The organism is Rhodococcus yunnanensis NBRC 103083 (assembly GCF_001895005.1).
Lineage (GTDB): Bacteria > Actinomycetota > Actinomycetes > Mycobacteriales > Mycobacteriaceae > Rhodococcoides > Rhodococcoides yunnanense.
This window is the reverse complement of record NZ_BCXH01000011.1, coordinates 151425-169563: the sequence shown is the minus strand read 5'-3', so window position 1 is coordinate 169563 and position 18139 is coordinate 151425. Positions and strand designations below refer to the sequence as shown.

The window sequence follows — 18139 nt, the reverse complement described above, 5'->3', positions numbered from 1 at the left end:
TGGCTCTGCATCGGATTCCGGTGCGCTCGCGCAGGGTGATAGTTCGCTGACGCCGTGTTCACACACTGGCGAGGAGGGAGTCCGAGGCGGACAGGCAGGCAAAGATTGCACAGCGAGGTGAGTCATGAGCAGGGATTCCTTACGCGCGAATATGTCAAATTTCTTGTTCAAGGCGTGCGGCATCTACCCGGCGTCTTCGAACCCGCACTCGCATCAGTTAATTCAGTGTTTTTCAACCAGTCCTTCACACTGGTTGTCCGATGAGCTGCTACTTCGCCGCCCCGACCATCGAAAAACATGCGATAAACTTGATTCCCTGAACCGTACTCTCGATCCCGTCGGTTTACGACAACTTCTACGCACTCGAAGCAGAGTTGCAACCGAGTTCGATTTCCTCCGCCCGAACCGTAGCCGCCGCACCGGGACGTGGAGTATTTTCGGGTCAGCCGCGATACTCGTGCCCCCGGTTTCGCTGCGCTGATCACGTGGGGCTGCCCCTGCTACTCGGTGCCCCGTTCCATCCGGATCGGACCACAAGGGGCAGCCCATGTACTCGACGCAGCATTCGGCACACAAGAATCGTCTCGACAGCCCTGCCACGCAGTTCGACATAACCGGGCAGGTATTCGATCGAGCGCGTGCCACACCGAACGCGCCGGCGGTGCGAAGCGCCGACGACCACCTGTCGTACTCGGCACTGACTGCGCGATCGAACGAACTGGGTATTCGGCTGCAGCAGGCCGGTGTGGCGCGCGGCGACCTCGTCGCGCTGTGCCTGCCCCGATCGTCGGACCTGATCGTGGCAGCGCTGGCAATTCTCGCACTCGGCGCAACGTACGTCGCACTCGATCCCGATCAGCCGCACCAGCGGCTGGACTTCATGGTGGCGGACTGCGGCGCGGGTGTCGCGGTCGCATACCCATCGATGGTCGATACGTTGTCCGGCACAGTCGATGTGGTATCGCCCTGCACGTCGCCGAGCGCTACGCCCTCAGCGTCGATGAGCCACACTGTTCCTGCCCCAGGCGATCTCGCGTACGTCGTCTACACCTCCGGTTCGACCGGAAAGCCCAAGGGCGTCATGGTCGAGCACGCCGGTCTGCTGAATCTCGTCGACTGGCACCGAAACACATTCGACCTCACGGCGAGTGATCGAACGACGCTGATCGCCAACCCCGGCTTCGATGCCGGGGCCTGGGAAATCTGGCCGACACTCTGCGCGGGCGCCTGCCTCCACGTACCCGAGGCGGCACTCAAGACCGATCCGGTTCGTCTGCGAGACTGGATGATTGCCGAGAACATCACCGTCGCGTTCCTCCCGACGCCACTGGCCGAAACCCTCGTCGAACTTCCGTGGCCGCCCACGGCGGCCCTGCGGTACCTGCTGACCGGCGGCGACGTCCTTCGCCACCTGCCGCCGCCGGGGCTGCCCTTCGAACTGGTCAACAATTACGGAGTGTCCGAGGCAACGGTGGTCTCGACATCGGGAACCGTTGCAGCCCAATCCGACTCCGTTCACGCTCCGTCGATCGGTACGCCGATCGACGGAGTAGAGCTCAGGGTCGTCGACGATGTCGGAAAACCGGTGCCGCCCGGATCCATCGGGGAACTGGTGATCTGCGGCGTCAGCGTCGCACGGGGATACCTCGGACTGCCCCGACTCACTGCGCAGCGATTCGTCTCCGACCCGTTGGATTCCGCGGTTCGCGCCTATCGCACCGGCGACGTGGTGCGCATGGACGACAACGGCAGCGTGGACTTCCTCGGCCGCGTCGATGATCAGGTGCAGATTCGGGGATTCCGAGTCGAGATCGGTGAAATCGGCGACGCCCTCCGAGCCTGTACCGAGGTTCGCACCTGCGCAGTTGTTCCGATCGAAGGATCCGGCGACCCGCGGCTCGCCCTGTTCGTTGTGTTTCAGCAGGATTCGAATATGGGCACAGTCGACCTCCAGCACTATCTCGCACAGCGACTACCGGACTTCATGGTGCCCGATACGGTCGTCGCGGTCACCGAATTGCCGACGACAGCACACGGCAAGATCGATCGAACCGCGCTTCGGTCTCTCCCGCCGCCCGACCGCGGGGACCGGATCGAGGACCGCCCGCTCACCACGGTGGAAGCAACGCTGCTCGACATGGTTGCGGAGCGACTGAAGACCACGAAAATCGGCGTCGACGACAATTTCTTTCTCCTCGGTGGACATTCGATGCTCGGCGCCCAGCTGATCATCGAGATCTCCCGTATTTACGGCGTCGAGATGACATTGCTCGACTTGTTCGATCATCCGTCCGTCGCGCAGATGGCGGTCGAGATCGAACGCCTACTGGTGCAGCAGATTGCAGAGATGAGCGCGGAATCGTTGACGAACGCCGTCGACATGGACGGGGGCATCAGCTGAGATGAACGCACCGACCAAGACACCCAGTTTGTTCCACCTACTCGACCCGGAGGTACTGGCCGACCCATATCCTCTGTACGCACGCTTGCGCGCCGAGACTCCCGTGCTGTGGGACCCCTACCTGCATGCATGGGTGGTCACCCGATACGCCGACGTCGTCGAGGTTCTGACCACTTTCAGTGCCAACAGGACCCCGACCCCGGACAAGCTCGTCGAACTCGGTATGGAGAACCTGACGCCTCTCGCCCGAATCATGGTTGCGCAGATGCTCTTTCTCGACCGCCCAGCGCATGGACGGGTGCGAAGGCTCGCCGCGGTTGCTTTCACGCCGCGGCGAATCGAGGAACTCGCAGCTCACATCCAGGGCATCACCGATTCGCTCGTCGATGCAGTCGCAGGCAGAGGGCACATGGATGTGATGGCCGAGTTGGCCAATCCGTTGCCCGCGATCGTGACCGCGGAGATGCTCGGCGTACCGACGTCCGATCACGAGATGCTCAAGAAATGGTCGACCGATTTCGCGGAGATGCTCGGAAATTTTCAACACAATCCAGGGCGAACGGCACAGGTGCTGCGCAGCGTGGACGAGATGACCTGCTACTTCAGAGATGCAATCCGTGCGCAAGCGGCGCACCCGACCGATGGGTTGGTCAACGCGCTCACCAACGCCGAGATCGACGGCGACCGGCTGACCGAGGACGAGGTCGTCGCCAACGTCATAGTCACCATGGTGGGCGGACAGGAGACGACGACGAATCTGATCGGCAACGGGCTGCTGACACTGCTGCGACATCCCGCTGCACTGCAGCAGCTTCGAGCGGATCCGACGCTCATGCCCAGCGCGGTCGAAGAATTGCTGCGCTTCGAGAGCCCGAGCCAACACACGGCCCGGCTCGCACCGCGCGACACCTCGATCGCGGGTCGACCGATCGAGAAGGGGCAGGCGGTCATCGCAGTGATGGGGGCGGCCAATCGCGATCCGGATCGCTTTCCCGATCCGAATCGAGTCGATTTGTGCCGGAGTGACAACCGGCATCTGGCATTCGGCTGGGCGGCCCACTTCTGCTTCGGTGCGCCGCTGGCCCGAATGGAGGCCGCAGCCGCCTTCGCCGCGGTACTCTCCCGTCTTCCCGACCTCTCACTCGTTCCCGAACCGCTCGTGTGGCGTCCGAACCTCGGTCTTCGCGGCCTGCAGGCCATGAGGGTCCGGTGGTCCGTATGAGCTCCCACAACGGCGATCGCCGCCAAGCGCGGAGTTTCAGCGAGGCCGAGTTGACCGAGGCACGTAGGAGGCTTCTCGACGCACGACTGCGCGGTGTACACACTCGTGGCCGTGCCTGTGATCATCCGGTTCGGCGAATCGACCACCCGCACGGCCGGGCACCGCTGTCGGCTGCGCAACTGCAACTGTGGCTGGTCGACCGAATGTCTCCGCACTCTTCGGCTTACAACGAACTGGTCACCGTGCGCAAGAGCGGATCCTTCGATGTCGATGCATTTCGCTGGGCCTTCGATCACGTGGTTCGACGGCACGACGCATGGCGTACGACCTTCGAGACCCTGGACGGTGAACCCGTGCAAGTGGTGCACGAGCATCTGCCTTCGGAGCCCGCGCTGCTCGATCTGAGCCACCTGAGTGAGGGCGATGCGGAGACCGAGGCAACATCGATTGCGATACAACGCACTTCGCAGCCGTACGACCTGTCGACGGGCCCGTTGATTCGACCTCTGCTCGTACGGCTGTCTCGATCGGACCACCGACTGTATCTGAGCATGCATCATCTGGTCTTCGACGGTGTCAGTATGTACCGGATAGTACTGCCCGAGCTCGTCGCCCTGTACGACGCACGCTGCGCGGGAGTACAGGCGCTGCTGCCGCCGCTTCCCATCCGATACCCGGATTATGCTGTGTGGGAGCGGGAGTGGGTGAGTTCACCCGAGGTCGAACGAAGAATCGAGCACTTCCGCGCTCGGCTCAGTGGCGCGCAGCCACTCGATCTCCCCCAGGACCGACCGCGCCCTCCCCTGAAGTCCTCGGCAGGCGACGTCGTGCCGATCTCGATCGAGCCTGCGACCGTACGTGCGCTGCGCGAGCTCGCCGCATCCGCGAACGCGACTCTGTTCCAGGTATTGGCGGCCGCATACTCATACTGGCTGCAGCGCTATTCAGGTACCCGCGACGTGGTGTTCGCCACCGCCTGCGACCTACGACAACGACCGGAGCTCGAGTCGATGGTGGGGTACTGCCTCACCCCCGTCGTCCTACGATGCTCGTCCGAGGGCGCGTCGACGTTCACCGATCTCCTCCGGGAAGTGCGCCACGAGATTCTCGACGCGATCGGCAACGCAGTGCCGTTCGAGCACCTGGTTCGCAGCCTCGGGTTACCGCGAGACCCCCGAAGAAACCCGGTGTTCCAGTCTGCGTTCGTCCTGGAACCGCCGATGCTGACACCCGACCCGTCGTGGTCCATGCATCAGATGGAGAATGCGATCGGGGCAGCACTCGGTAAGTCCAAGTTCGATCTGAGCATGGAACTCGACCAGCGTAGCGAGGGCCACGTCACCGGCCGATTGATCTACAGCACGGATCTGTTCGATTGCGGCACAGCACAGTCGATGACCGAGCAGTACGTTCGATTGTTGAATCGGATCTCGAGCACTCCTGACGTACCTCTGACGGAACTCCTCGAGCCCGACACCGACGATCGTCGCCGTCAACTACTGCACCTGACGCGTACACCTCACGATGCGAGCACCCGCATCGATGCCCGCGTGATGGAGCAGGCACGGCGCACACCCGATGCGGTGTCGGTGGTCGTCGGCACTCAGAGCTTGACCTATCGTCGACTCGCGGAACGCGCCCAGTCCATTTCGGCGCTTCTTCTCGATGCAGGCGTGACGTGCGGCGATGTCGTTGCGACTGTGCTCGCTCGCTCGATCGACTTGGTTCCTGCGCTGCTGGGCATTCTGATGTCCGGTGCGGCGTATGTTCCCATCGACCCGGCGCAGCCGGCCCGACGACGTGAGTTCATGATCGCCGACTCGGGGGCACGTGTGCTCTTGACCGATTCGTCGCCGGATCATCCGCGCGCTCACCGCGGGCTCGTCGTGGAAGCTCTCGTCGAGAGCTCTCGTGTACCGGACAAGAGCTCGCGTGCAACAGAACCCGGAGATCTGGCATACATGATCTACACCTCCGGGACGACCGGTACGCCGAAGGCCGTTCGAGTCGAGCATCGCAACGTGACGAGCCTGATGGATTCCATGCCCGAGGCGCTGGGAACCACAGCCGCCGACACCGTACTCTCGGTGGCGTCCTACACCTTCGACATGTCGATCGGGGACATCTTTCCCACGCTCGGGGTCGGGGCCGCACTCGTCGTCGCAGACGAGGAGCAGACCAAGGATCCACGGTTGCTGATCGATCTCGTCGGCCGATCCGGCGCCACGTTCATGGGCGCGACGCCGACCACGTGGTCGGCACTGATCGCGGCGGGTTGGTCGGGCAACCCGGCACTCGTCGCGGGCAGTGTGGGAGAGCCACTTCCCGAACCGCTGGCCGACGCACTGCTCGCGCGATGCCGTGCGGTGTGGAACGGGTGGGGACCCACCGAGACGACCGTCTTCGCCGGCGGTGGGTTCGTGAGCGAAGGTGAACCCATCACTGTCGGAAAGCCTTTGACCGGTGTTCGGCTCTACGTGGTGGACGAGCGACTTCGCCTGGTCCCCACAGGAGTACCGGGAGAAATTCTGATCGGCGGATCGGGAGTGACGCAGGGGTATGCCAATCGACCCGAAGAATCCGAACGCAGATTCCTGCCCGATCCATTCTGCGAGGGACACATGGTCTTTCGCAGCGGGGATCGAGGCAGGTGGCTCAGCGACGGACGGCTGCAACATCTGGGTCGCAACGACGACCAGGTCAAGATACGCGGCTTCCGTGTCGAGCTGGGCGAGGTCGAGTCGGTGATGGCACAGTTTCCTGGACTGGATGCAGTGGCCGCCGCCGCACGCGAGGACCGCGATGGGCGGCGTCAACTCGTGGCCTACGTCGTCGGCCCGCAGCCGGCCTCGCGGGGATCGTCCTCGCGGGAATCGGTCTCGCTCGAGGTCGAGCTCAGAGCCTGGATGCGAACCCGCCTTCCGGACTACATGGTCCCTACTGCCGTCGTACATCTTTCCGCGCTGCCCACTTCGATCAGCGGAAAGCTCGACCGCGCAGCTCTACCCGCGCCGGCCCCGGTGATGGACGACACCACAACACGCCTGCAGCGTAAGCGGATCGGCGGCGGAGTCGATCCCGATGCGCGGACGAACGTCGCCGCACTGTGGTCGGATGTTCTCGGAGTCGACACCGTCGACGAGAATCTGAACTTCTTCGATCTGGGCGGGCACTCGCTGCACGCAGCGCAGCTGCTGGCGCGGATCGAATCCACCCTCGGCATCTCGGTCACCTTGGCCGACTTCCTCGCACGGGGAACCACATTGGCCGGGCTGACCGATCTGACAGCACAGACCGTCGCCTCGCGATCCCGCCCGCAGCAGGCTGGCTCGGCACCACCGATCTTCGTCGTCTACCCCGATCTGGCCAGCGCAATGAGCCTTCGGCATCTGTCGTCGGTGTGGAAGGACGAGCTACCTGCGCACCCTCTGTTGCCGATATTGCCCGGCGGGAGGTATGCCCGCTGGCACAGTATCGAGCAACTCGCCGCTCCTCTGCTCGACGCCATTCGGTCGGTCACACCGCATGGACCGTACGTCCTGCTCGGATACTCGTTCGGTGGGCTGCTGGCGTACGAGCTGGCCCGAAGGCTGTCCGAGGATGGGAGCCACGTCGAGCGAGTGGTGATGTTGGACTCGCCGACCCCGGAAATGGCGCGTCAGCTGATCCGCAGGTGGAAGTCACCCGCCGGCAGGCTGGCTCGCGTCCGCGAACCCGATCGGACGAAGATGGTCCTCGATTACGCGGCCAACCTACGGTGGGCAGCGCGCGAGAGATTGATCGAAGCCAGACTCGTGCGCCGTGCCGAAGCCGAGCAGTTCGATCTGCGCGGAGCATGGGACATCATCCAACGGTATTCCCGCGGTGGCCATCACGTGCCCATGGAATTGTTCGTGACCGAGGAGACCGCAACTGCGGTGGGGCGGGCAGCGCTGGGCTGGAAGGAACTGCATCGAGGCCCTCTGACGACACACCGCATGCCGGGTGACCATGCGACGTTGCTGAGTCGGCCACGGGCGCTGGAAGTCGCCGAGCTCGTCCTGCAGAGCCTGCGGCGCGACTACGCCGGGTCTACGTAGTGGCCCGGGTCATGGACGAGTCGAAGGCGGCCATCGGAGCATGCGCAGTGTTCGCGCTACTGATGCTCGGTAGTGCTGCGGCCCCGGTTCGGTCCTCCGCCGAAGGGCATACCGAATCCAACATCTTCACCACACAACCTCTGTACGTCTCCCCCGACACATCGGCATCGCGGGCAGTGATCCGCTATCCCGAGGACGCACGGGACATCTCGGTCATCGCCGACACCCCACAGGCACGGTGGTTCGACTCGTCGGCGTCCCCGGAGTCGGTGCAGCGGTATGTGGTCGACGCGGCAGCGGCCGATGCGATTCCCGTAGTGGTGACGTACGGTATCCCCCACCGCGATTGCGGCTCCTACTCGGCAGGCGGGTTCACCGATCCTGGGCAGTATCGTGCATGGATCGACGGTCTGGGAACGGCGATCGGCGACAGGACAGCAGCCGTGATCGTCGAACCGGATGCACTGACGGCCACCACCTGCCTCGATCCAGCCGACACCGAGTCTCGGTTGGACATGCTCCGGCACGCGGTGTCGGTCTTCGCGGATCTACCGCACGTCGCGGTCTATCTCGACGGCGGACATTCCCGGTGGCTCAGCCCACCGGATCTCGCGTCGATGCTGGCAGCTGTCGGTGTCGACAGGATACGAGGCTTCAGCCTCGACGTCGCGAACTTCTTCAGCACGGCCGAGGAATCGGCGTACGGCGAGACGGTGTCGAGTTTGCTCGGCGGCAAGCACTATGTCATCGATACTTCACGTAACGGGAACGGACCTGCACCCGACGCACCGCTCAACTGGTGCAATCCGCCGGGTCGTGCTCTCGGCGACGAGCCGACAGCGCAGACCGACGACGCACACGCAGATGCGTACCTGTGGGTCAAACATCCGGGAGAATCGGACGGCACGTGCGACCGGGGTGATCCGCCTTCCAGCGTCTGGTGGCAGGCCTATGCGGTGGATCTAGTGCGTAATTCCGGTCGGTGACCGCATGTTTCGGTGGGCCGATCGCTCACGTCGATTCCGTCTCATGTCGATTCCGTTGTGCTGCCCGATAGGCCTGCCGCACAAGGGGAACGATTGCCGATTCCGTGTACCCGAGGGCGCGCGCTGCGCCAGCCACACCCGTGCGCTGGCGCAGCGCGGCATCGTCGAGAAGCCGATCGAGCGCGTCTGCCAACCGGGCACGATCACCCGGGGGAACCACGAGTCCCGTCTCCTCGGAGACCACATCACGCAATCCCCCGACGTCACATGCGACGACCGGTGTACCGACTGCCATCGCCTCGATCGCGACCAACCCCTGCGGCTCTGCCCAACGTGACGGCACCACAGCTACTTTCGCCGATGCGAGACTCGCCATCACCGGCCCGTGTGCAAGCGATCCGGCGTGGATCACCGGTCGCTCGGGTGTACCCGAGCGCGGGTGCTGCCGAACCTGCGCCGGACCGATCACCACGAGCGGTATCCGATGCCGCATCTGTCGATGTGCCTCCACCAAGGTGTCGACGCCCTTGTGCGCGCCCGAAGCTCCGACGAAGACGATGTACTCGCCCGCGGGCAGGCAATCGGGCGGGACCGCTGCCGAGGCCTCGTTCGCGACGTCGTCGGCGACGAAGGACGGGATGATCCGAACTCGTTTCGGCCCGACGTCCGGCATGCTTGCTCGAACTGCTGCACTGATGGGTAGGAACATGTCGATGCGGCCGAGGAGCGGTCTGGTCATTGCCAGGCCCAGCACCAGAGCGCCGCCCTTCACCGCGCCGTATGCGTCCCGTCCGCAGGGCAGACAGCGACCGAGCGCGGGCCCCTCGCAGCAGCTGTCCAGATCCTGTTGTCGGACAAGCGTTTTCTTTGCACAGGTCAGACCGTAATCGTGCAGGGTGTGGACCAACGCCGAGCCCAGCGGCAGCCGAAGCAGTAGGCACGAGAACACGATCCAGCCATGCGCATGCACCACGTCGGGACGAATCTCGTCCACGAGATGCTGCAGTGCCATAGTCAGTGCCGGATCCGGGGCCGTGGGATGGAAGCGATGGTTCGGGTCGGTGGAGAACCTGTCGAGGTGCCGACTCCACCCGTCGACTCCCACCACACGAACGCCACCCACCACACCGACGCCAGGGTCGTCGGCCGTCGCACCACTCGGATGCCCCAGAGTCGCCACCGTGACCTCGTCACCGGCGCGGACCAGTCCGTGGGCCAGAGCTTGGACCGCTCGTTCGAGGCCACCGGTGGCCGGTGGATAGCTGTCGCAGACGAGAAGAACTTTCATTCGGCCCGTCCTGGTTCGGTGTCCGCGCGAGCGCCGTTCGCCTCACCTGGCGCCGCCATGATCGAGCGCCACTGCACCGCTACCCACACCGCTCCTGCACTTCGACTCACGATCCACGCGATACCGACCGCGACGATTCCCACCGACGGCAGCAACAGCCACGACAGCACGAGGCACACGACAAGCATCGCGGTGTTGAGGCGAAGCGCGGCCCCGAGCCGGTTCGTGGACCGCAGGACCGCAACCGCGACATTGGTGACGGCATCCGGAATCGCAGAGAACGTCAGCACGAGCAACAGAGCCCGCCCGTTCTGCTCGTATGCCGGCCCGAACAGTTGCAGCAACCACCCACCGCAGACGAGATAGAACACGATCAGCGGTGCGATCGAGATTGTGATGATTCGGCAGCACCGCACCACCGACACGTGGATCCTCGCGGGGTCGGCCGACCCTTCGGCGAACAACGACGTGGCCACGGACGGGCTGACCATGAAGAAGATTCCGCCCAACATCCACGCAGCGTAGTAGTACGCCGCGTCCGCTTCCGAGGTACGTGCCAACACGACGACAGGCAACAGGAACGTCGTCAGAACCGCTGCCACCGAGATCAAGTGCTGTCCGACGAGGGAGGGCACCATCGCTTTGATGTCGCTCACCACGTGCCCGAAGGCGGGCCTCAACCGTCGGGAGTCGTCGCGGGTGAACAGCAGAAGCGACGGTGGGAGCGACAACGCGGCGGCCACTGTCCACGCGACGAGAATCTCGTTGGGTCGATCACGAACCAGGAAGGGAACGAACAGAAGTGGGGTACGCAGTGAGCACAGCAGGACGTTCCTCGCCAACAACAGAATGCTTCGCCTTTCCGACACCGCCACATGATCGAGAACTGTGCCCACTGCGAACAGCACTGCGCCCGAGCAGAAGAACGCGGCAGCGGCAGGCGAATCGAGGGTGGGCAGAATGCTCGACATGCGTCCGAGTATCAGCACCACGACAACGGACCCCGTAAGGCTGGTGGCCAGGGCAACAACGACTCCCGCGGTGAAGATGCGCTGCCATTGCGCCGGGCCGCACGCCTGGGGTAGCCATTGCAGCATCGCGGTACCCGCACCGACGCTCGCGAAAATTGCGGTCATCTGCAGTGCACTGGTGGTCGCCACTCCGATCCCGCTGACGTCTGCATCTGCCGTCCGTGCGACGACGAGCCAGAACAGGTAGCCGAGCAGCGACGTTGCCACCGTGCTCGACATGAGCGCCGCGCTCGACCGCAGCATCGGGTTGTCGGACAGGTGATCGGCTGCCCGAGTTCGTAGTTCGGAGATCAACCGCCGACTCACCTGCCCACCTCGAGATACATCACGAGTGTGGAGTTGCCGGCCGCCTGGAGATCCGGAGCGTCCGCATCGCTCACGGTCACGCTCACGCGATAGGTCCCGTATTTCTCCGGTGCCGCGACGGTGAACTTCCCCGTTTGCGAGTCGACCACATCGGTGGTGGCGTCCGGCACCGGCTCGGGCGCCTCTGTCGTCGCCGCCTCGTCGACGACGGAGGCACCTGCGATGGTGACGTCGACGACGGGCAGATCCTGTGGGAGAGAATATCCATAGCTGTATCTCGCCCAGCGAATCTGCACGTCGGCCCCAGCGCTCGCGTGTATCTGGCCAGGGGCAGACGTCGCGGGACCGGTGAGCACGAGCTCGGTGTACTTCTCGTGAACCTCGGGCTGCAGCTTCACGGCAACCACCAGCGCCGTGACGAGCAGCACCGCTGCCGCTGCACCGAGGACAACCGTCCGTGCGTCGGGTGGTCGACCGAACGTGGTGGCCGATCGGCCATGTCGCGTACTCCACTCTGCCCCGAGCACCGACACCACTGCCGCAGCCGCACCGAATCCGGCAACGGTGTCGCCGGTGATAGCGACACCACCGGCGCCTAGAGCGAGCACGACCGCGAGTAGAAGCAACGAACCGAGCAACGGGCACATGCACATTCGCACGAGCCGTTCGGGCGCATCGTTCGCTCGACCGACGAGCAGTACGGTCACTGCCCATCCTGGAACCAGAATCAGGACGGGAAGTACGACGGCGGCGCGGACGATCGACGGGGCATCGCTCACGGCGAGCGCTGCGGCGAAAAGCACGAGCGCACAGGGCACGAGCACTCGGCGCGTCGAACTCGATCGCGGCGCTGCTTCGTGCCGGGACGTCGGTTCTCTCAGCTCGGTCACGGTCCCTCCTGCACGGCAGTACCGATTCGTTCCAGATCCAGGCGATACACACGAAGGTGTTCGGTCGACATGATCCGGGCGGCCCACGGGACAGCGTCGAGCCGATCGAGGTAGGCCTGCGGCGTCGGCTCTCCGGCAAGGGGATCCCCCGCGCCGTAGTTGTCACCGTTGAACGCCGGAGCCTCGGACATACGAACGTCGACGACCAGATACACGTAGCGGGAGAACGTCATGTCACCGGCAAGGGTGGGATCGGGATCCGAATCGGTCTGGGTCAGATTCCATACCGGGTATGCGTCGGTGGCTTCGGCGATGTAGTGCGACCCGTACGCCGCGAGCGCCAGGCTCGTGTACCGATCACTCACGACGTTCACGCTGCCGAACTGGAAGTACAGCTGTTCGGCGACAGTGCGTGCCTCCTCGGACGCGGATCTGGTGTCCGACCCCCACAGGAACGGCCCTGGAAATCGGTACGGGTCGTTCAGTCCGCCGCCGACATTGCCGATCGCCAGTATCGTCAGCGTCGCGAACACGGTCACCGCGCGAGCTCGTCGTCCGACGCGAATCGACGATCTCTGCCAACGGGTGGATGTGGCGACGAAGGCGAAGATCAGTGCGATCGCCACGTATGTGAAGGCCCATGAGCGTCGGGCGCCCTCGGCACCGGACGGAACGAGCACGAAAGGCACCGAGGCGAAGTACATCACTGCCAGCGCGAAGAACCCGAACAGTGCGCCGGGAAGCGTCCGACGTTCCTTGCGAGCCAAGCCGAGACCGAGTACGAACACCACACCTGCCACCGCAGGCGCAAGTGCAGTCATGATTCGTTCGGGTAGCGGCTGCACGTTCGCCGCCAGCAGCTCGCGGCTTTCTTCCTGCGAGGCCGCGACACCGGTCAGCTGATGAATCGAACTACCCACGTACGGAGCAAGATACGCCATGGTCGGCGAAGCCACGAACACCAGCCACGACGCTGCGATCACCCCGATGCCGACCAGCAGTGCCCACCAACGCAGGGCGGCGTAGGGCATGTCCGTGGAGTCGAGCGGATATCGCGCGGTGTGTACGGTCACCGACATCGCCAGCAATGCCATGACCGCCAGCAGCACGAGCGTCGTGAGATGGTGCGTCACTGTGCATCCGGCCGCGCACAGTAGAGCCGCTGCACAATACCCACGGCGCACGCGACGATCGGGCGAGGACACCGCGAGCGTTGCAAGGGCAAGAACCCACAGGAACAATCCGATGGCGACACTCTCGTAGGCGTACTGAGTGTCGAAGTAGAGCGCCGACGGATTGATCGAATAGACCAGTGCCGCAATCGCTCCTGCACGACCGGAGCCCAGAAGCGATCGCCCGAGCACGTAGACGGCGAACAGCGTGAGAACATGACTGGCACACACCAGCAGTTGCCCGGACGACCATACCGACAATCCACTCGGGCCCGCGATCGATACAGTGGACGCCGAGGTTCCCGGATAGAACTCGACGATCGGGATTATCGAATTCGAATGGTACAAACGGCCACTGACCAGTACATCCATCGCCTGCCGCCAATGGGCGTATTCGTCGTGATAGAGCGGTACGTCGGGGTTGCGAAGGAACTTCGGGACGGCCGTCGACAGTCCGAGCAACAGTATCGCCCACAGCCGTTGGCTATCGGTACTGCTTCTGCGCACCAGCACGATGGCGACGGGAACGACAGCGGCGGACATCCCTGCCCAGAAGACGCCGTAGTACGCCGACGGCGAGCCTGAATGCGCTGATATCCGGTACGACAGACCGACAATGACGATACCGGCCGCTATCGAGACACAGATCGGCGCCCACAGCCGAACTCCGCATGCGCCGTGGTCACTGGGTGCGGAGTTCCTCGCGCCCTGCGCCGGAGCGAAGTGCGCGATCGAGATCATGCGCGGCGAACCAGACGGTCGTACGCGGACACCGTCGTCGACCACGAGGACGGGTCCGCGAATCGCATCTCGCGGCGCGGCGGAAGCTGTAGCAGTGCGGCTCGGAGAGAGTCGATGTCGTCGGGCGGCACGAGCACAGCTCCCTCGTACTCCGCAGCGGTCTCACGTAACCCGCCGACGGCATACACGACGACGTGCATACCGCCACTCATCGCAATCTGCATGGGACCGCTGGCGGAACCCCGTCGGTACGGCAACACGAGGGCGTCCGCCGACGCGAAGAACGAGCGCACGGCGCCGTCGTCGACGTACCGATCGACGAACGTGATGCGATGGCGGTACGGGCTTGCCGCAATCAGTTCTGCTGGAAGGGACCAGTTTTCCCATGTCTCACCCACCACCGTGAGATGGAACTGCTCCACTTCCTCCTCGGTCATCGAGCCGAAGGCGCGAATCAGATCCTCCAGGCCCTTGTACGGGCGAATGAGCCCGAAGAAAAGCAGTCGCGTCACCGAGCCGTCACGGCGTGCGGGCGCCCGATCGCCGACGAGATGATCGTACGGACCGTGGGGGGCCATTTCGAGACGCAGCCGGTCGATCGCGTCGCCGCCGTACGTTCGCCGCAGCAGCGAGAGGTCGTGTCGATTGTGCACCAGCGCAGCATCGGTCAACCGCAGCAACAGCGGCATAGCCCGGTGGCAATACCGAGCAACCAGCCCGATATCCGCTTCACCTGTGTCCTGCACCTCGTGGAACTCCACGATCACCCTGATGCGCCACCACCGAGCAACGAGGGCAAGTACGAGGTAACTGTGCAGCGTCGCGGCCGTCCACCACTGCAACACGATCGCGTCGGGACGCGCTCGTCGAAGGGCCCGCAACGCCCGCACCATCGTCGGCCCCCAATACCAGTCGAGTTCGGCCAGCACCGGCACGTTGTCGGGGTAATGCAGGTCGGTCAGACGACTACCGACCCTCGCGGCTCCCGGGTAGAGGTGCCGTGGGATCAGGCGACGTAACAGCAACACCGAGGCGTCGTCGTACGCCGACAGGGCGTCCGCCAACCGATGGGTGTACACCGAGATACCGCTCTGGAAGCGAAATCCCGGTCCTACGACGACGTAGGTATGCCTGCCTCTCATAGTGACCGCGATCGAAGTCCGAATCGCCCGTCGGGACTCCCGGCTTCGCCTGAACCAGGGCCCTCGGGAGAGTCGGGAACGGCATCATCGGACTTGGCATCGATGATCAACGGCGGCAACGGAATCGGATGACGCTCGATACGGACCTTGAAAAGGACGGACAGGCAGTGCACACCGTCGCGCCAGGTGATCTTCTTGCCTTCGCGCGCGGAGCGTCCACAGTAGGACACCGGCACCTCGAACGGTCGCACCCCACTCCGCAGCAACCGCGCTGTCAATTCGGTGTCGAGTCCGAATCCGCCCTCGTGCAGCGCAAGTGCCCGAAAGTGCGACACCGGAATCAGTTTCAGGCACGTGTGCATATCGGTCAGACACGAGTCGTAGAGCAGATTCGCGACCAGCGTCGTAGCTCGTCCACCGTACGCATAGCGCAGCGAAGGAAACCGAGAATTCACACCGAACACCCGGACCCCGAAGACGTGGTCGGCTCTTCCTTCGACGACAGGGGCGAGCAGTGACGGAATATCCGCAGGCGCATACTCGAGGTCCGCGTCGAGAATGATGAGATGGCTGCCCGTTGCCGAACGTATTCCCGTCACCACCGCGGTTCCCTTGCCGTAGTTGCGAGAATGCGTGATGACGACGACACCTCGACGCGCGAGCGCGCCGAGCATCCGAGGCGTCGCATCCGTACTTCCATCGTCGACGACGATGATTTCGGCAGCGCAGTCGAACTCGACGGCGAGGACCCGTTCGATGGCGAGACCGATGGTGCGTTCCTCGTTGTAGACCGGCATCACGATCGACAGCTTCACCAAGGGCGCGTGCGACGACGGGGCCGCGTCGGCGGATTCGGATCGAAGGGAACGACCGACGCCGCTGGGGCGCACCCGAGCCGAGCCGTCACCGCGGACCGGGACCGGTCGCACGCCGCTCACGAGCGGACCCGGAATCCGACACCGACGATCGCCTGAGCCACCGCAAGAACGGTTGTGTTGTGCCGCACCGCGTGTTGCTCGATCAACCGGTAGGCCTGATCGACCGACACCTGCCTGTCGTCTGCAGTCATCCCTTTGGCCTGCTCGACGACTATCCTGCACTGCACTTCACGATCGAGCCGAGCCGCGCGAGATTCGTTCTGCGACAGCGCTGTCGAATCGATCAAATACCCGGTTGTCATCGAGGCCAGGACGTCGGCGGCACTGATGTCGTCCTCACGCCACATCCGAGGTTCGTCGGAGTACAGAGCAAGGACGCCGATACAGTGTATTCCGATGTGCATGGGAATACCGGCAATCCCGGCAATTCCGGTGCATCGGGCTTCGGCCGCGATCTCCGGCCACTGCTCGACGCACTCACGCACATCCGGCAGGCAGACCGTCGTCAGGGCGTCCCAGGTGGTGCGGCACGGCCCGACCACGAGACGATCCTGGAACCACGTCAGATCCGTCTCACGAGCGGTCGACTCCACGATGGAATGCTGACGGCCTGCAACCGTGACGGTGACGCCGCTACCGAACAGACCGAGCAGTTCGATTGCGATGCGGTTCAATTCGGTCATCGCAGCTATGCAATCGCACTTCTCGGCCGGCAGCACTGCCAACCGGGCGATGGCACCCACGAACTCTTGGTCGTAGTGCATGGCAGCCCACCTGTTCGCGTCAACGAGTTCAGTGGCCACCGATTGTCAGGAGCAGCTCAGTTCATGTCGGCGCGTGACGTGCCAGGGACAGGAGACGTACGGCGCTGCAGACAAAGCTACTACCAAATCAGCTTCGCGGCTAGCGCTTGCACACACTTCGGTACACCGACATGGTCGACGCGGCAACCGAGGGCCAGTCCGGTACCTCCACCACTACACGGTCTTTCAGCATCAGCAGTTCGCCGATCGTCGATGCGACGTCGAGGTGGCCGGCCACGATTCGTGCCGCGTCGCCGAGGTACAGCCTCTCCAGCTCACGATGGGCCGGGATATCGCTGAGCACGACACGCGCTCCAGCGCTCGCAGCCTCGACGGGGGCCATTCCGAATGCCTCTTGCTCCGACAGCGACACCAGCACCGCGGCCGTGCGCAACCAGCGACGAAGTGTCACATCGTCGACCTGCCCGGTGAAACGGATCCGGCCTTCCATGCCCGAGTCACGTACCCGCGCTTCCAAGGCCGCACGCTCGGGACCGTCGCCTATCACGACGAGCTGAGCGTGCTCGGACACATCCGCCATGGCCGCGACCAGCCGTTCGGTGTGCTTGTACGCCGCGAGGCGCCCCACACTGAGCACGGTGGGAGGCTCGTTCGGGAACGGTGCAGCCGCACCGATACCGATGACATTCGTGCCGTTCGGGATCACCGTGATTCTGTCCGCGCAGCGCGGAAAGTCGTGCACGATCAGTTCCTGCTCGACCTCGGACACGCAGATCACCGCCCGACTCAGGCGGAACAATACGGAACCGAAACGGCCGTAGACCCGATGCAGCAGTTCGGCAGCCCGGGAATGCCCGACCCCGTGATAGTGGGGCGTGAACACCACTCTCGCACGGAGCCCCACCAGCGCCGCAGCACCGGAGGTTGCGTGATAGCTGTGCACGTGGATCACGTCGAAGCCAGGTCCGAGCCGAAGTGCCCTCCACAACAGCCTCGGCGAAATCGACATACTGGACACTCTCCACGCCGGGAAGGTGTGCACGACAACGGAGCCGGTGCCGGCAACGTGCGTCGACCGCGCCCCACGATGCGCGCAGAACACCTCCACGTCGACACCGGCGGCGGTCAGCCCCTCGGCGAGAGCTTCGACGTGCGCCTCCACCCCGCCTCGGTCCGGCGGAAATCCAGGCGAGACGATGGCGACGCGCATAGTGGTCCTTCGGCAACCGCGTAGGTGTG

Annotated in this window: 12 protein-coding genes; 4 read left to right on the top strand and 8 right to left on the bottom strand. The window is 64.2% G+C overall.

Annotated elements, in window-relative coordinates:
* Positions 1 to 547 precede the first annotated feature (547 nt).
* The 4 genes from RY1_RS18170 to RY1_RS18155 are packed head-to-tail and all read left to right on the top strand — an operon-like array spanning position 548 to position 8688.
* Positions 548 to 2401 (top strand): non-ribosomal peptide synthetase, encoded by a 1854-nt coding sequence (locus RY1_RS18170; protein ID WP_072805402.1) that lies wholly within the window; start codon positions 548 to 550, stop codon positions 2399 to 2401.
* Position 2402: 1 nt separating this feature from the next.
* A complete protein-coding gene (locus RY1_RS18165) occupies positions 2403 to 3623 on the top strand; it encodes a cytochrome P450 (protein ID WP_072805400.1) in 1221 nt (406 codons plus the stop codon).
* On the top strand, positions 3620 to 7702 hold the full coding sequence (locus RY1_RS18160) for a non-ribosomal peptide synthetase (protein ID WP_072805399.1): 4083 nt from the start codon (positions 3620 to 3622) through the stop codon (positions 7700 to 7702). Before RY1_RS18165 ends, RY1_RS18160 begins: the two co-directional genes overlap by 4 nt.
* An 11-nt stretch (positions 7703 to 7713) precedes the next feature.
* Positions 7714 to 8688, top strand: a complete 975-nt coding sequence (locus RY1_RS18155) for a glycoside hydrolase family 6 protein (RefSeq protein ID WP_072805398.1) — start codon at positions 7714 to 7716, stop codon at positions 8686 to 8688.
* 25 nt (positions 8689 to 8713) lie between these two features.
* Here the strand turns inward: RY1_RS18155 and RY1_RS18150 are convergent, their stop codons facing one another.
* The 8 genes from RY1_RS18150 to RY1_RS18115 all read right to left on the bottom strand — a co-directional run bounded on the left by RY1_RS18150 (position 8714) and on the right by RY1_RS18115 (position 18110).
* On the bottom strand, positions 8714 to 9976 hold the full coding sequence (locus RY1_RS18150; protein WP_072805397.1) for a glycosyltransferase family 4 protein: 1263 nt from the start codon (positions 9974 to 9976) through the stop codon (positions 8714 to 8716).
* On the bottom strand, positions 9973 to 11313 hold the full coding sequence (locus tag RY1_RS18145) for a lipopolysaccharide biosynthesis protein (protein ID WP_072805396.1): 1341 nt from the start codon (positions 11311 to 11313) through the stop codon (positions 9973 to 9975). Before RY1_RS18145 ends, RY1_RS18150 begins: the two co-directional genes overlap by 4 nt.
* The gene (locus RY1_RS18140) at positions 11310 to 12203 is read right to left on the bottom strand and encodes a hypothetical protein (protein ID WP_072805395.1); all 894 of its coding nucleotides are present in this window, start codon (positions 12201 to 12203) and stop codon (positions 11310 to 11312) included. Before RY1_RS18140 ends, RY1_RS18145 begins: the two co-directional genes overlap by 4 nt.
* Positions 12200 to 14116, bottom strand: a complete 1917-nt coding sequence (locus tag RY1_RS18135; protein WP_139279901.1) for a putative glycosyltransferase family protein — start codon at positions 14114 to 14116, stop codon at positions 12200 to 12202. The genes RY1_RS18140 and RY1_RS18135 overlap by 4 nt, the downstream gene beginning before the upstream one ends.
* Positions 14113 to 15258, bottom strand: a complete 1146-nt coding sequence (locus RY1_RS18130) for a glycosyltransferase (protein ID WP_072805393.1) — start codon at positions 15256 to 15258, stop codon at positions 14113 to 14115. The genes RY1_RS18135 and RY1_RS18130 overlap by 4 nt, the downstream gene beginning before the upstream one ends.
* Positions 15255 to 16196, bottom strand: coding sequence for a glycosyltransferase family 2 protein (locus tag RY1_RS18125; protein WP_072805391.1), 942 nt, complete (start codon positions 16194 to 16196; stop codon positions 15255 to 15257). The genes RY1_RS18130 and RY1_RS18125 overlap by 4 nt, the downstream gene beginning before the upstream one ends.
* A complete protein-coding gene (locus RY1_RS18120) occupies positions 16193 to 16900 on the bottom strand; it encodes a GAF and ANTAR domain-containing protein (RefSeq protein WP_072805390.1) in 708 nt (235 codons plus the stop codon). Before RY1_RS18120 ends, RY1_RS18125 begins: the two co-directional genes overlap by 4 nt.
* A gap of 139 nt (positions 16901 to 17039) precedes the next feature.
* Complete coding sequence (locus RY1_RS18115; RefSeq protein ID WP_072805388.1) at positions 17040 to 18110, bottom strand: glycosyltransferase family 4 protein; 1071 nt, start codon at positions 18108 to 18110, stop codon at positions 17040 to 17042.
* Positions 18111 to 18139 lie beyond the last annotated feature (29 nt).

Excerpts from the sequence above, each read along its gene's own strand:
- RY1_RS18120 (WP_072805390.1), bottom strand. The coding sequence starts at position 16,900 with ATGCACTACGACCAAGAGTTCGTGGGTGCCATCGCCCGGTTGGCAGTG.
- RY1_RS18130 (WP_072805393.1), bottom strand. The coding sequence starts at position 15,258 with ATGAGAGGCAGGCATACCTACGTCGTCGTAGGACCGGGATTTCGCTTC.
- RY1_RS18150 (WP_072805397.1), bottom strand. The coding sequence starts at position 9,976 with ATGAAAGTTCTTCTCGTCTGCGACAGCTATCCACCGGCCACCGGTGGC.
- RY1_RS18135 (WP_139279901.1), bottom strand. The coding sequence starts at position 14,116 with ATGATCTCGATCGCGCACTTCGCTCCGGCGCAGGGCGCGAGGAACTCC.
- RY1_RS18155 (WP_072805398.1), top strand. The coding sequence starts at position 7,714 with ATGGACGAGTCGAAGGCGGCCATCGGAGCATGCGCAGTGTTCGCGCTA.
- RY1_RS18170 (WP_072805402.1), top strand. The coding sequence starts at position 548 with ATGTACTCGACGCAGCATTCGGCACACAAGAATCGTCTCGACAGCCCT.
- RY1_RS18115 (WP_072805388.1), bottom strand. The coding sequence starts at position 18,110 with ATGCGCGTCGCCATCGTCTCGCCTGGATTTCCGCCGGACCGAGGCGGG.
- RY1_RS18160 (WP_072805399.1), top strand. The coding sequence starts at position 3,620 with ATGAGCTCCCACAACGGCGATCGCCGCCAAGCGCGGAGTTTCAGCGAG.
- RY1_RS18165 (WP_072805400.1), top strand. The coding sequence starts at position 2,403 with ATGAACGCACCGACCAAGACACCCAGTTTGTTCCACCTACTCGACCCG.